The organism is Arthrobacter sp. B0427-1-12 (genome assembly GCF_059092905.1).
In genome coordinates, this window is sequence record NZ_JBNHIC010000018.1 from 35,009 (window position 1) to 48,569 (window position 13,561).

Here is a 13,561-nt window from a genome sequence, read left to right on the forward strand (position 1 = left end):
ATCCGGCCCGTAGGCTACGAGTGTTCCGTAGGGTAGCGGACCGTGCGCGCCCTGCTGCGCCTGGTCCGCCCGACTGGAAAGAGACCAGCATGCGCGACGATGTACGGGAGTGGTTCTCAGCCAGGAGCTATAAGGGCCGGCAGTGGTGCCGGGACGAACTGCTGTCCCGGAAAGGGCCGCAGCGGGTGAGCGTGGTCCTGCCGGCACGGAACGAAGAGGGAACGGTCGGAACGATTGTCAGGGCCCTGCGCAGCGAGCTGATGGAGACCGTGCCGCTGATCGATGAATTGGTCGTCATCGATTCGAACTCCACGGACGGCACGGGTGCAGCCGCCGCTGACGCCGGCGCCCGCGTGGTCCCCCAGGGAGAGATCCTGCCCGGCATGGGAAACATCCCGGGCAAAGGAGAGGCCCTGTGGAAGTCCCTGGCGGTCACCGACGGGGACATCATCGCGTTCATCGATTCGGACCTGCGCCACTTCGACACCCAGTTCGCCGTGGGACTGCTGGGTCCGCTGCTGGACAACCCGGACGTCCACTTCGTCAAGAGCTGCTATGACCGTCCGCTGGACGACGGCGTCACGGTCATGCCGGCGGGCGGAGGCCGGGTCACCGAACTCGTGGCCCGCCCGCTGCTGAACCTCTTCTGGCCCCAGCTGGCCGGCATTATCCAGCCGCTGGCCGGCGAATACGCCGCCCGCCGCTCGCTGCTGGAGCGCATTCCCTTCGTCTCCGGCTACGGCGTCGAGGTGGGCATGCTGATCGACGTGCTGAACGCCGTCGGACTTCACGGACTGGCGCAGGTGGACCTCGGTGAGCGGCACCACCGCAATTCCTCCGATTCGGCCCTGGCACGGATGGCCATGCAGGTACAGCTGACCGTCCAGTCCCGGCTGCACCAGCACGGGCGGATCACCGTGGCGGACCATCCCTGCACCCAGCTGACGCAGTTCCTGCGTGACGGGGACCGGTTCATCGCCGAGACGAACACCATCGAGCTCTCCGAGCGTCCGCCGATGATCGACATCCCGGACTACCGGACCGGGACCGGACGCCTGCCGGAGTTTTCCTTCACCGTCGACAGCGTCGCATGAGGGCCGGCCCCGCGGGGAACCGTCCGCTGCGCGTGCTGGTCAACGCCGGTCCCTGGCTGCCGGTGCCGCCGGCCGGCTACGGGGGCATCGAGACCGTGGTGGCCACGCTGATTCCGGAACTGCGCCGCACCGGCGTGCACGTTACGCTGGCCACCGTCGGACCCAGCTCGATTGAAGCGGACGCTTACCTCCGTCCGCTTGGCCAGCCGCAGTTCCGGCATATTGCGATGCCCTACAACCGTGTCTCCGGCATCGCCCACGCCCACATGCAGGGCGTGGTGGAGGCCATCCGGGAGGCCGCCGATGGTCCGGACCCGTGGGACCTGGTGCACGACCATCTGGAGGTGGTGGGGCCGTCCATCCTGGGAGCGATGGGAACGGCCGCGCCCCCGACGCTGCAGACCCTCCACTGGGACCTGCGCAAGCACGCCGATTTCTACTCCTCGTTCAACGGCCGCGGCCGGGTCAGCTTCGCAGCAGTGTCCCAGTCCCAGCTGGAGCGTGCCCCCGAAGCACTCCGGCGGCAGACCATCGGCGTCGTGCCGCTGGCCGCCCCGCGCCCGCTCGACGTCCACGTGGCGCCGGGTGAGCATGCCCTGGTGTTGGCCCGGATCACCGCGGACAAGGGACAGGACACCGCCGCCCGCATCTGCCGGGCCGCGGGCATCCCGCTGGTGCTCGCCGGGCCGGTGGCCGGCATCAACGATCCGGAGGAACTGCACCGCCGGACCGCCGACGGGGACGAAGCGCTGCTGTCCCACCCCGATGTGCAGTTCTACCTGGAGAAGGTGCGGCCGCTGGTCGACGGCGTCCACGTGCGGTGGATCGGCGGTGTGGCCGGGGAGGAAAAGGAACGCCTCCTGCGTTCGGCCCGCGCCCTGCTCACCCCGAACCGCTGGGCCGAACCCGGCGCCACCGGCGTGGTGGAGGCACTCACCCGCGGGGTTCCCGTCGTCGGAACGCCCCTGGGTGTGCTGCCGTCGCTGGTGGACCATGGCCGGACCGGCTTCCTGGCGGAGGACGAGGATGAGCTGGCCCGCTGCCTGCAGAAGCTGGACACCATCGATCCGCAGGCCTGCCGCGAGCGGGCGGCCGAATGGTCGCCGGAAACCACGGCGGCCCGCTACCTCGACCTGTACGGACAACTGCTCGAGAGGAACCGATGACCCTCAACATTGCTTTGATCGGTGCCGGCTCCGTGGGACGGCGCCATGCCGGCGTGCTCAGCGGGTTCGACGGCGTCAAGGTCGCCAGTGTGACCGATCCGCACGAGGCGGCGGCCGGAAAGCTGGCGCAGGAGTTGGACGTGCCGGCCTTCACGGATCCCGAGGCAGCGCTCGACGCCGTGGACGCCGACGCCGTGTACGTCTGTGTTCCGCCGTTCGCGCACGGGCCCGGCGAACGCGCCGCGCTGGCCCGCAGGCTGCCGCTCTTCGTCGAAAAGCCGGTGGGGCTGGGCCAGGAGATCGCCGAGGAGATCGGGCGCCTGGTCCAGGAAGCAGGCGTTGTTACGGGCACCGGCTACCACTGGCGGTGCATGGACTCGGTGGAGGCAGCCCGGAAGCTGCTGGCGGACAGCCCGCCCCTGCTGGCCAACGGCTACTGGCTGGACAAGCGCCCGCCCGTGCCGTGGTGGGCGCGGATGGACCGCTCCGGCGGACAGGTGGTGGAACAGTTGACCCACGTGCTGGACACGGCGCGCTGCCTGCTGGGCGAAGCCGTGGAAGTTTACGCTGTGGGCGTGCGCCAGCCGGCCGAAGCCGCGGGCTCCGGCGCGGGCTTCGGCGCCGCGGTTCCTGGCGCTGCGGACGACGGCGATGTCGACGACGCGACGGCCGCCACCGTCCGCTTCGCCTCCGGTGCGGTCGCGACGCTGGCGGCCACCTCCGTGCTGGCGGCCAAACACCGCGCGGCCCTCCACACCGTCAGCCGTGGTCTGTACCTGGAACTGTCGGAGGACGGATTGACCACCTTCGACGGCACCTTGCGGAGCGAGCAGAAATGCACAGAGGATCCCCGCATTGCCGTCGACCGTGAGTTCATCGAAGCCGTGCGCGGGGAACGCGAGGCCACCCGGGCCCCCTATGCGGAAGCCCTGCGGAGCCACCGGCTGGCCTGTGCCATTGCCGAATCCGCCCGCACCGGGCGCGCCGTCCGGCTGCCCGGGGAGGCCGCATGAGGCAGCGGCGCAACCTGGTCGTGATGGCACCCGGGCAGATCGAAATCGTCGAGGAACCGCTGCCCGAGGTGCCCGTCGGCGGCCTGCTGCTGGAAACCCTGACCACCGGGCTGTCCGCCGGCACCGAACTGGCCTTCGTCAAGGGCGACCACCCCGGCCTGCGCTCGCGCCTTGATCCGGAACTGGGCCTGTTCCTGCCCGATTCCGCCGAAGCCGGCTACCCGGTGCGCCGCCTGGGCTACATGGAAGTGGCCCGCGTGGTCCGCTCCCGCACCGAAGCCTTTGCCGAAGGGGACGTGCTGGCCACGGCCTACGGGCACGCCACCGCGCACGTGTCCAACCCGCTGGCGGAGCACCTCGTCCCGCTGCCGGCTGACCTGGATCCGGTGCTGGGCGTCTTCGTTGCCCACTTCGGGCCGATCTGCGCCAACGGCCTGCTGCATGCGGCCGCCGACGCCTGCGGTGCCCTGGTCCGGGATCTGGGCGCCGGCGTGGACGGCAGGCTGGTCCTGGTGACCGGGGCAGGGCCCATCGGGCTGGTCACTGCACTCTTCGCGCAGGCCCTGGGTGCACGGGAGGTGGCCGTGGCCGACTCCGATCCCCGGCGGCGGCAGCTGGCCGAGGACATGGGGTTCCTGCCCCTGGACCTCGACGACGATCCCGGCAGAGTCCTGAAGACCCGCTGGCGGCACGCTCCCGGGGACCGGGGTGCCGACGTCGTCTTCCAGTGCCGCGGCCGGCCCGAGGCCCTCCATGCTGCGCTGCGGGCAGTGCGTCCTCAGGGCAGCGTGATCGACCTGGCCTTCTACACGCAGGGCGCGGACGCCGTGCGCCTGGGCGAGGAATTCCACCACAACGGGTTGAGCCTACGCTGCGCGCAGATCGGCCGGGTGCCGCGCGGGCTGGCCGGCACCTGGGACCGGGGCCGGCTGTCCGCGGAGACGGTCCGCCTGCTGAGGTCCCGCGGCGGCGAGGTGCGCCGCCACCTAGTGACCGACGTCGTACCTTTCGACGACGCGCCCCGGCTGATGCGCGACGTCGCGCGCCGGCGGCGGCACGTTCTCACTGCCGTCTTCGCCATGGACAATTCGTTCCTGCGGTCCAACTGAGCCGGCGGCCGGAATGGACAGGCACCTGCCGCCGGAAACGGACCACGAGTATCCGCTACCCTCAGCCGTGCTGGTGGACGTCGACGGTACGCTGGCGCTGCGGGACGGCCGCAGCCCGTACGACGAATCGCTGGTGGCCCACGACCTGCCCAACCACGCGATCATCACGATCGTCCGGGCGCTGCACAAGGACGGCCACCGGATCATTGTGCTGTCCGGCCGCACCGAGGCCAGCCGCGAGGATACCGCCGACTGGCTGGACCGGCACCTGCAGGTCCCCCTGGATGCCCTGTATCTGCGGGCCAGCGGTGACCGGAGGCGCGATGTGGACGTCAAGTACGACATCTACCGGCACAACATCGCCAACCAGTACAGCGTGCTGTGCGTGCTGGAGGACCGGAACCAGGTCGTGGACCTGTGGCGGTCGCTGCACCTGACCTGCCTGCAGGTCGCCCCCGGCGACTTCTGACCCCCAGCCTTTCCCTCTTTCCCTCCCCACACACCGCCGAAACCTCAGTTTTTGCTGAAAATGCGCCCGAAAATGGGCAAAAACTGAGGTTTCGGCGGAAGGGGTGGGTTCGGCGGAAACGGAAGGGGTCAGTCCACGATGATCCCGGCCTGCCGTTCGGCGGCCTCCACGACGTTGGCTACCAGCATCGCGCGGGTCATCGGACCCACACCGCCCGGATTCGGGGAGATCCAGCTGGCCACATCCGCCGCGGCCTTTTCCACGTCGCCGGTCAGCTTGGCCTTGCCGGTCTTCTCGTCGATGACCCGGCTGACGCCGACGTCGAGCACGATCGCGCCATCCTTCAGGTCCTCGGCCTTGACCATCTCCGGCATGCCGGCGGCCGCAATGACCACATCCGCACGGCTCAGGTGGTCCAGGATGTCCACGGTACCGGTGTGGGCCAGGGTCACGGTGGCGTTGATGCTGCGGCGGGTCAGCAGCAGGCCCAGCGGGCGGCCGACGGTCACGCCGCGGCCGATCACCAGCACCTCCTTGCCGTTCAGGGAAATGTGGTGCCGCAGCAGCAGTTCCACGATGCCGTGCGGCGTGCACGGCAGCGGAGCGTTGACCGGGCCGGACACGTTGAGCACCAACCGGCCGAGGTTGACCGGGTGGAGGCCGTCCGCGTCCTTGGCCGGGTCCATACGCTCCAGGATGCGGTTGGTGTTGATGTGGTCCGGCAGCGGCAGCTGGACGATGTAGCCGGTGCACAGCGGATCCGCGTTCAGCGCGTCGATGACGGCCTCCAGGTCTTCCTCGGACACGTCCGCCGGCAGTTCCTGGCGGATCGAATGCACGCCCACCTCGGCGCAGTCCCGGTGCTTGCCGGCCACGTAGGAGTGGCTGGCCGGGTCCTCGCCCACCAGCACGGTGCCCAGGCCCGGGGTGATCCCCTTGGCCTTCACCGCCTTCACCCGCTGGGCCAGTTCCGCCTTGATCTGCTTGGCTGTCGCCTTGCCGTCCAGGATCCGCGCGGCCCGCGGCGTGCCGAACGGCGTTTTCGGATGCGCCGGTTCCATTGTCCCGGATGCCTGGCCGGAAGGCTGGGTCTCAGTAGTCTGGGCCATATTGTTTACCACTCCTCATGTCCGGGGTACAGCGGGAAATCCTGGACCAGCTTGGTCACGCGGGCACGCAGAGCGTCCACGTCGGTGCCCGGCTTCAGCGCTGTGGCGATAATATCCGCAACCTCCGTGAATTCGGCAGACCCAAATCCGCGGGTGGCCAGGGCCGGGGTGCCGATGCGCAGGCCGGAAGTGACCATCGGCGGGCGCGGGTCGAAGGGGATTGCGTTGCGGTTGACGGTGATGCCCGCCGAATGCAGCAGGTCCTCGGCCTGCTTGCCGTCCAGCGCGGAGTTGCGCAGGTCCACCAGGACCAGGTGCACGTCGGTGCCGCCGGTAAGCACGGAAACGCCGTGTTCGGCGACGTCCGCGGCGCTCAGGCGCTCGGCCAGGATGCGCGCGCCCTCCAGCACCCGCTCCTGCCGCTCCTTGAACTCCGGCGAGCCGGCGATCTTGAAGGCCACGGCCTTGGCGGCAATCACGTGCATCAGCGGCCCGCCCTGCTGGCCCGGGAAGACGTTGGAGTCGATCTTCTTGCCGAACGCCTCCTTGGCCAGGATCACTCCGGAGCGCGGTCCCGCGAGGGTCTTGTGCACGGTGGAGGTGACGACGTCGGAATGCGGCACCGGGTTCGGGTGCAGTCCGGCGGCCACCAGACCGGCAAAGTGCGCCATGTCCGTCCACAGCAGCGCGCCGACCTCGTCGGCGATGGAGCGGAAGGCCTCGAAGTCGAGGTGCCGCGGATAGGCGGACCAGCCGGCGACGATCACATCGGGCCGCTCTTCCAGGGCCTGCTCGCGGACCCGGTCCATGTCGATGCGGAAGGTGTCCGGGTCCACCTCGTAAGCGGCGACCTGGTAGAGCTTGCCGGAGAAGTTCAGTCGCATGCCGTGGGTCAGATGGCCGCCGTGGGCCAGGGACAGGCCCATCATCTTGTCCCCGGGCTTGATCATCGCGGCGAGCGCGGCGGCATTGGCCTGGGCTCCGGCGTGCGGCTGGACGTTGGCGTACTCAGCGCCGAAGAGCGCCTTCACGCGGTCGCGGGCCAGGTTCTCCGCCACGTCGACATACTCGCAGCCGCCGTAGTAGCGGCGTCCGGGATAGCCCTCGGCGTACTTATTGGTCAGCACGGAGCCCTGGGCCTCCAGCACGGCGCGCGGGGCGAAGTTCTCCGACGCGATCATTTCCAGGGTGTGTCGCTGGCGGCCCAGCTCGTTTTCAAGGACGGCGGCGATCTCCGGGTCCACCTCGGACAGCGGAGCATTGGTTACGGCGGTTCCGGCGGATACGGCAAAGTTGGAAGATGTCACGGAATTCTCCTTCAGAGGCGGGACTTCCACTACAGGTCAGGCTACCCGCTGGGTCCCCATTGGAACATGGAAAAATCCCGGCAGGCAGGAACATGACCCTCGGTCCCAGGCGTGCGATCCGTGGCCTACGCTCTGCGCGGCAGGCCACCGGCTTCCGCCGGCAACTGTCCGCGCCGCCGCTTCCTGATGGTGCTCCACCCTACGCCAGTCGCGACGGAACCAATCCTAAACCAGCCGGGCCGCCGCCGTCGTCCTTCTCCCCTTCCCACCCACCCCCGGTTCGCTCAGCGCCACACGCACGTTCAGAGCGCGCAAACGAGCGCTTCGCGCGGACTCAGCGGGGCCGGGGAAGAAAAGAACGACGGCGGCACGCGGGTACGCTAGGAACCGTGACTTCGCTGCCTGGCACCACTGACCCGAATCCCGCAGCGGCCGCCGGCACCGGCACCGCCGCCTATTCGCTGACACTTTCCTGCGCGGACCGGCCCGGAATAGTCCACGCCGTCTCCGGAGCCCTGGTGGCCGCGGACTGCAACATCACCGAATCCCAGCAGTTCGGCAGCCCGGACAGCGGCCGGTTCTTCATGCGGGTGGCGGTCGACACGGCGTCCTCCCTGGGGCGGCTGCGTGAGCGGCTGCAGCCCGTGGCCGAACAGTTCGGCATGAAGTGGTCCCTGAACCGCGAGGGCGTGCCAGTGCGCACGCTGGTGATGGTTTCCAGGGAGGCGCACTGCCTCAACGATCTGCTGTTCCATCAGCGCTCCGGCACCCTGCCGATCGAGATCCCGGCCATTGTTTCCAACCATGAGGACCTGGCCGGGCTGGCGGCCTTCTACGGGGTGCCGTTCCACCACATCCCGGTGACGGCGGATTCCAAGGAGGACGCGGAGAACCGGCTGCGGGCCCTGATCGCCGAGCATGACATCGAACTGGTGGTGCTGGCCCGCTACATGCAGATCCTCAGCAACGGCCTGTGTCGCGAACTCACCGGCCGGGCCATCAACATCCACCATTCCTTCCTGCCCTCCTTCAAGGGCGCCCGCCCGTATGCGCAGGCGCATGCCCGGGGCGTGAAGCTGATCGGCGCCACCGCACACTATGTGACCTCGGACCTGGACGAGGGACCGATCATCGAGCAGGAGGTCATCCGGGTGCAGCACACCCACTCCACCGAACGGCTGGCGGCCATGGGCCGGGACGTCGAGGGCCGCACCCTGGTCCAGGCCGTGCAGTGGCACGCCGAGCACCGGGTGCTGCTGGACGGACGCCGGACGATCATCTTCAACTAGCGCCATCGCGCGCGTCCCCACCCTCGTTATGCGGCTAGGCTGATGACATGGCTCACATCATCACCTTTGACGGCAAGACTCCGACCATCGACCCCACCGCCTTCGTGGCCCCCAGCGCAGCGCTGATCGGCGATGTCGAGCTCGCCGAGCAGGCCAGCGCCTTCTATGGCGTGGCCGTCCGCGGCGACACCGCCGCCATCCGCGTCGGCAAGGGCAGCAACCTGCAGGATAATGTGGTCCTGCACGCCGATCCCGGATTTCCGACGACGGTCGGCGCCGGCGTGAGCGTCGGCCACGGAGCCGTCGTCCACGGCTGCACGGTCGAGGACGACTGCCTGATCGGCATGGGAGCCACGGTCCTCAACGGCGCGGTGATCGGCGCCGGCACCCTGGTCGCCGCGGGCGCCGTCGTCCTGGAAGGAACCGTCGTTCCGCCGCGGTCGCTGGTTGCGGGAGTGCCGGCCAAGGTCCGGCGTGAACTATCGGACGAGGAGTTCGCCGGAGTCCAGCAGAACGCCGCGCACTACGTGGAACTGGCCCGCGCGCACGCCGAGGCGAACAGCGCCGGCTGACCTGCGTTAACTTCTTGACGCCAATCGGCACGTACTCCACCCTTCGTGTATGCCCGCTGCATCCACCTCAATGGCGAGGGGCTGGAGGCGGCCGGGGACCTGCTCGAGTCGATGCTGCGCCGGGCGGGCGTAGCCCGCGGCACCGTCCTGAGCGCCGGCGTCGGAATCCCCGTGCCCGTCGACAACGACGCCAATCCGGGCGCGCTGGCACAGGTGACCTGGGGGCCGCACAGCGCGGTGGAGAACCTGGCGTTCATACCATGATTGAACTGCTCAGCCGCGGCCTGCCCCAACCGATCCGCCGGCATCCGCAGCAAATGAGCCCCGGCGGCCAGGTCTTGGGTTAAACCCTTGACCCCAAGGCATGTGACGTGGGTAACATTCTTCAGCGGTCCCCACGGAACCGCACCGGACAACGATGTCAGCAGGAACCTGCATGCCTACCGCAAACACCATCCTCGAAATGCGTTCCATCACCAAGGAATTCCCCGGCGTGAAGGCGCTGTCGGATGTCTCCCTGAGGGTCCGGGAGGGTGAGATCCATGCCATCTGCGGCGAGAACGGCGCGGGAAAATCCACCCTGATGAAGGTCCTGTCCGGCCTCTACCCCTACGGAACCTACAGCGGGCAGATCTTCTACCGGGGCAACGAGGTCCGGTTCAAGGACATCCGCTCCAGCGAACATGCCGGCATCGTCATCATCCACCAGGAGCTGGCGCTGATCCCGGAACTGTCCATCGCGGAGAACATCTTCCTGGGCAATGAACCCACGCGCAACGGTTTCATCGACTGGCCGTTCGTGTACCGGAGAACCCGTGAGCTGCTGGCCATGGTCGGCCTGAGGGAGGATCCGCTGACCAAGACCAAGGACATCGGCGTCGGCAAACAGCAGCTGGTGGAGATTGCCAAGGCGCTTAACAAGGACGTCAGGCTACTGATCCTGGACGAGCCCACAGCGGCCCTGAACGAGGCCGATTCGCAGCATCTGCTGGAGCTGATGGACGGCCTCCGTGCCAAAGGCATCACCTGCATCATCATTTCCCACAAGCTCAACGAGATCGAGCAGATCGCCGATTCGATCACCATCATCCGCGACGGCCGGACTATCGAGACGCTGCGCGTGAAGGAGGAGGGCGTCGACGAGGACCGGATCATCAAAGGCATGGTGGGCCGCTCGCTGGAATCCCGCTTCCCAGACCACACGCCGAAGATCGGCGAGGTGTTTTTCGAAGTCAGGAACTGGACGGTCCGCCACCCCCAGGTGCCGGAGCGGCTGGTCTGCAAGAACTCCAGCTTCACCGTCCGGCGCGGGGAGATCGTCGGCTTCGCCGGCCTGATGGGCGCCGGACGCACCGAACTGGCACGCTCCGTGTTCGGCCGGTCGTACGGGCACTACCTCTCCGGCACCATCCTCAAGGACGGCCGGGAAATCGTCCTGCGCAATGTTCCGCAAGCCATCGCCCACGGGTTGGCCTACGTGACGGAGGACCGGAAGTCGCTGGGCGTGAACCTGCTGGACGATATCAAGACCACCACCGTCTCCGCGGCCTTGAAGAAGATCACCAGGCGGTTCGTCGTGGACGAGAATGAGGAATACCGCGTGGCCGAACGCTACCGGCAGTCCCTGCGCACCAAGGCCCCGTCGGTCGACGAGGGCGTGGCCAAACTTTCCGGCGGGAACCAGCAGAAGGTGGTGCTGGCGAAGTGGATGTTCACCGATCCGGACCTGCTGATCCTGGATGAACCCACCCGCGGGATCGACGTCGGCGCCAAGTTCGAGATCTACGGCATCATCCAGCAGCTGGCCAGCCAGGGCAAGGGCGTGATCGTGATTTCCTCCGAACTGCCGGAGCTGCTGGGGCTGTCCGACCGGATCTACACCATCTTCGAAGGCGCCATCACCGGGGTGCTCGCCAAGGAAGACGCCAGCCAGGAGAACCTGATGAAGCTGATGACCGCGGCCAGGAAGTCCGCCTGAGCGAGTTGAGGAACAATGAACGCCCTTAAGAAACTCTTCGGCGGCAACACCCGCCAGTTTGGAATGATCTTCGCGCTGCTGGCCCTGATCATCCTGTTCCAGGTCCTCACCGGCGGGTTGACGCTCACACCGAACAACGTGATCAACCTCTTCAACGGCAACTCCTACATCCTGATCCTGGCCATCGGCATGGTGCTGGTCATCATCGCCGGGCACATCGACCTCTCCGTAGGTTCCGTTGCCGCCTTCGCCGGGATCGTCGTCGCCATGACCATGCGGGACTGGAACCTGCCGTGGTACGCCGGCATCCTGGTCGGCCTGGTGCTGGGTGCGCTCATCGGCGCCTGGCAGGGATTCTGGGTGGCGTACGTCGGTATTCCGGCGTTCATCGTCACCCTAGCGGGCATGCTGCTCTTCCGTGGCGCCAACCAGTTCGTCGGCAAATCGAACACGGTTCCGGTACCGGAGGACTTCCAGTACATCGGCGCCGGTTACCTGCCGGAAATCGGGCCTAACACCGGCTATAACAATCCAACGCTCCTGCTGGGCCTGGTCCTGGTCGCCGTCGTTGTCTACACCGGCTTCAGGGCGCGGCGGACAGCGGTCCAGGTGGGCGGAGTTCCGCAGGAACTCTGGGTGACCATCACCAAAATGGTGGTGCTCTGCGCAGCCATCATTTACGCCACTCTGCTGTTCGCCAGCGGCCGGGTCGGCACCTCCTTCCCCGTCCCCGGCATCATCCTGGGCGTGCTGGTACTGGTCTACGGCTTCATCTCCACCAAGACGATCGCCGGCCGGCACATCTACGCTGTGGGCGGCAACCGCCATGCGGCGGAGCTTTCCGGTGTTCAGAGCAAGAAGGTGGACTTCATGGTCATGATGAACATGTCCATCCTGGCCGCCCTCGCCGGCATGATCTTCGTAGGCCGGTCCAGCGCCTCGGGCCCGTTCGATGGCGTGGGCTGGGAACTGGACGCCATCGCGGCCGTGTTCATCGGCGGCGCGGCGGTGACCGGCGGCGTCGGCACCGTGATGGGTTCCATCATAGGCGGCCTGGTCATGGCCGTGCTGAACAATGGCCTGCAGCTGCTGGGCGTGGGCGCCGACTTGACGCAGATCATCAAGGGCCTGGTGCTGCTGATCGCCGTGGCCTTCGACGTCTACAACAAGAGCCAGGGCCGCAGTTCCATCATCGGCCTGATGATGCGTAACTTCGGCATGCGCCGCGGCGCCGCGGAGGTGCCGGAGGAAACCAAGGAGCCTGTCGTCGTGCAGGACACCCGAGAAGTCATCCACCGGGAAAGCTGAAGAAAGTGCCAACCATGCGCAAGATTACGAAATCCCTCACCGTCTTCGCCGCGGCCTCGGCCCTGGCCCTGACTTCCTGCGGCCGCAGCGACGAGGGGGTCGCCCAGGGCGGGGCGGGCGGCTTCGAAACCGGTTCCGTGATTGGGGTCGCCCTGCCGCAGAAGACCTCCGAAAACTGGGTCCTTGCCGAGCAGCTTTTCAACGAAGGCCTGCGGGAAGCGAACTTTGAGGCCGACATCCAGTTTGCCAACGGCGGCGTCTCGGAGCAGCAGAACCAGATCAGTTCAATGGTCACCAAGGGCGCGGAGGTGATTATCGTCGGCGCGATCGACGGCTCGCAGCTGGGAACGCAGCTGGCGGCCGCCAAGGACGCCGGAGCCACCGTCATCGCTTACGACCGGCTCGTGCGGAACACGGACGCGGTGGACTTCTACGTCGCCTATGACAACTTCCGGGTCGGCGAGCTCCAGGGCCAGGCGCTGCTCGAAGGGATGCGGGCCAGGAAGCCGGAGGGCCCCTACAACATTGAGCTCTTCGCCGGGTCCCCCGACGATGCCAACTCCCAGATCTTCTTCGACGGCGCGATGAGCGTGCTCCAGCCGGAGATCGACAGCGGAAACGTGGTGGTGGGCTCCGGCCAGACCGCCTTCAACCAGGCGGTTACCCAGGGCTGGAAGGCGGAGAACGCGCAGCGCCGCATGGACACGCTGCTCTCCGCCAACTACACGTCGGCCGAACTGGACGGCGTCCTGTCCCCCAACGACACGCTGGCGCGCGCCATCCTGACCTCGGTCCGGGCCACCGGCAAGCCGCTTCCGGTGGTCACCGGACAGGACTCGGAGGTCGAGTCGGTGCGGTCCATCATGGCCGGGGAACAGTACTCGACCATCAACAAGGACACCCGGGATCTGGTGGAGCATGCGATCACCATGGTCAAGGACCTCTCCCAGGGCAGCGTGCCGGAAACCAATGACGATGAAACCTACGACAACGGCGTGAAGACCGTTCCTGCCTACCTGCTGGAGCCGGTCATCGTGACCCGCGAAAACGCCGCAGAGGCCTACGCGGATGTCCCGGCATTGGCCCCGCTGACACAGCAGTAGCTGCCGGCATAAGTACGACGGCGGCGCCCCGCTTGCCGCCGTCC

Annotated in this window: 13 protein-coding genes; 11 read left to right on the forward strand and 2 right to left on the reverse strand. The window is 67.6% G+C overall.

Annotation, left to right across the window (positions count from 1 at the left end; genetic code table 11):
- Positions 1-89: 89 nt before the first annotated feature.
- From AC5RWU_RS12370 to AC5RWU_RS12390, 5 genes are read left to right on the forward strand one after another with little or no spacing between them, the layout of a single operon-like run.
- Positions 90-1,094, forward strand: a complete 1,005-nt coding sequence (locus tag AC5RWU_RS12370) for a glucosyl-3-phosphoglycerate synthase (RefSeq protein ID WP_494030758.1) — start codon at positions 90-92, stop codon at positions 1,092-1,094.
- Positions 1,091-2,260, forward strand: a complete 1,170-nt coding sequence (locus AC5RWU_RS12375; protein ID WP_494030757.1) for a glycosyltransferase — start codon at positions 1,091-1,093, stop codon at positions 2,258-2,260. Before AC5RWU_RS12370 ends, AC5RWU_RS12375 begins: the two co-directional genes overlap by 4 nt.
- Entirely contained in the window at positions 2,257-3,273 is a 1,017-nt protein-coding gene (locus AC5RWU_RS12380; protein ID WP_494030756.1) for a Gfo/Idh/MocA family protein, read from the forward strand. Before AC5RWU_RS12375 ends, AC5RWU_RS12380 begins: the two co-directional genes overlap by 4 nt.
- Positions 3,270-4,382 (forward strand): zinc-dependent alcohol dehydrogenase, encoded by a 1,113-nt coding sequence (locus AC5RWU_RS12385; protein WP_494030755.1) that lies wholly within the window; start codon positions 3,270-3,272, stop codon positions 4,380-4,382. Before AC5RWU_RS12380 ends, AC5RWU_RS12385 begins: the two co-directional genes overlap by 4 nt.
- A 13-nt stretch (positions 4,383-4,395) precedes the next feature.
- On the forward strand, positions 4,396-4,851 hold the full coding sequence (locus AC5RWU_RS12390; RefSeq protein ID WP_494030754.1) for a phosphatase domain-containing protein: 456 nt from the start codon (positions 4,396-4,398) through the stop codon (positions 4,849-4,851).
- Between the two features lie 128 nt (positions 4,852-4,979).
- On the opposite strand, the gene AC5RWU_RS12395 is transcribed toward AC5RWU_RS12390, so the two are convergent.
- Positions 4,980-5,912, reverse strand: a complete 933-nt coding sequence (locus AC5RWU_RS12395) for a bifunctional methylenetetrahydrofolate dehydrogenase/methenyltetrahydrofolate cyclohydrolase (protein WP_494030803.1) — start codon at positions 5,910-5,912, stop codon at positions 4,980-4,982.
- Positions 5,913-5,965: 53 nt separating this feature from the next.
- Positions 5,966-7,267, reverse strand: coding sequence for a serine hydroxymethyltransferase (gene glyA / locus AC5RWU_RS12400; RefSeq protein ID WP_494030753.1), 1,302 nt, complete (start codon positions 7,265-7,267; stop codon positions 5,966-5,968).
- Between the two features lie 398 nt (positions 7,268-7,665).
- Between glyA and purU the strand changes: the two genes are divergently transcribed.
- From purU to AC5RWU_RS12430, 6 genes are all read left to right on the forward strand, one after another.
- Positions 7,666-8,556 (forward strand): formyltetrahydrofolate deformylase, encoded by an 891-nt coding sequence (gene purU, locus AC5RWU_RS12405; RefSeq protein WP_494030802.1) that lies wholly within the window; start codon positions 7,666-7,668, stop codon positions 8,554-8,556.
- Positions 8,557-8,603: 47 nt separating this feature from the next.
- The gene (locus AC5RWU_RS12410) at positions 8,604-9,128 is read left to right on the forward strand and encodes a gamma carbonic anhydrase family protein (RefSeq protein WP_494030752.1); all 525 of its coding nucleotides are present in this window, start codon (positions 8,604-8,606) and stop codon (positions 9,126-9,128) included.
- A gap of 45 nt (positions 9,129-9,173) precedes the next feature.
- Positions 9,174-9,392 carry a hypothetical protein gene (locus AC5RWU_RS12415; protein WP_494030751.1) on the forward strand — a complete coding sequence of 73 codons (219 nt, stop codon included), beginning with the start codon at positions 9,174-9,176 and terminating at the stop codon, positions 9,390-9,392.
- Between the two features lie 172 nt (positions 9,393-9,564).
- Complete coding sequence (gene mmsA, locus AC5RWU_RS12420) at positions 9,565-11,106, forward strand: multiple monosaccharide ABC transporter ATP-binding protein (RefSeq protein ID WP_494030750.1); 1,542 nt, start codon at positions 9,565-9,567, stop codon at positions 11,104-11,106.
- Between the two features lie 15 nt (positions 11,107-11,121).
- A complete protein-coding gene (gene mmsB, locus AC5RWU_RS12425; RefSeq protein ID WP_494030749.1) occupies positions 11,122-12,414 on the forward strand; it encodes a multiple monosaccharide ABC transporter permease in 1,293 nt (430 codons plus the stop codon).
- 14 nt (positions 12,415-12,428) lie between these two features.
- Positions 12,429-13,517 (forward strand): substrate-binding domain-containing protein, encoded by a 1,089-nt coding sequence (locus AC5RWU_RS12430; protein WP_494030748.1) that lies wholly within the window; start codon positions 12,429-12,431, stop codon positions 13,515-13,517.
- The last annotated feature ends 44 nt before the right edge of the window (positions 13,518-13,561 follow it).

What these genes read in the sequence shown, in the direction of transcription:
- AC5RWU_RS12370 (WP_494030758.1), top strand. Translation starts at nt 90, where the DNA reads ATGCGCGACGATGTACGGGAGTGGTTCTCAGCCAGGAGCTATAAGGGC.
- AC5RWU_RS12375 (WP_494030757.1), top strand. Translation starts at nt 1,091, where the DNA reads ATGAGGGCCGGCCCCGCGGGGAACCGTCCGCTGCGCGTGCTGGTCAAC.
- AC5RWU_RS12380 (WP_494030756.1), top strand. Translation starts at nt 2,257, where the DNA reads ATGACCCTCAACATTGCTTTGATCGGTGCCGGCTCCGTGGGACGGCGC.
- AC5RWU_RS12385 (WP_494030755.1), top strand. Translation starts at nt 3,270, where the DNA reads ATGAGGCAGCGGCGCAACCTGGTCGTGATGGCACCCGGGCAGATCGAA.
- AC5RWU_RS12390 (WP_494030754.1), top strand. Translation starts at nt 4,396, where the DNA reads ATGGACAGGCACCTGCCGCCGGAAACGGACCACGAGTATCCGCTACCC.
- AC5RWU_RS12395 (WP_494030803.1), bottom strand. Translation starts at nt 5,912, where the DNA reads ATGGAACCGGCGCATCCGAAAACGCCGTTCGGCACGCCGCGGGCCGCG.
- AC5RWU_RS12410 (WP_494030752.1), top strand. Translation starts at nt 8,604, where the DNA reads ATGGCTCACATCATCACCTTTGACGGCAAGACTCCGACCATCGACCCC.
- mmsA (WP_494030750.1), top strand. Translation starts at nt 9,565, where the DNA reads ATGCCTACCGCAAACACCATCCTCGAAATGCGTTCCATCACCAAGGAA.
- mmsB (WP_494030749.1), top strand. Translation starts at nt 11,122, where the DNA reads ATGAACGCCCTTAAGAAACTCTTCGGCGGCAACACCCGCCAGTTTGGA.
- AC5RWU_RS12430 (WP_494030748.1), top strand. Translation starts at nt 12,429, where the DNA reads ATGCGCAAGATTACGAAATCCCTCACCGTCTTCGCCGCGGCCTCGGCC.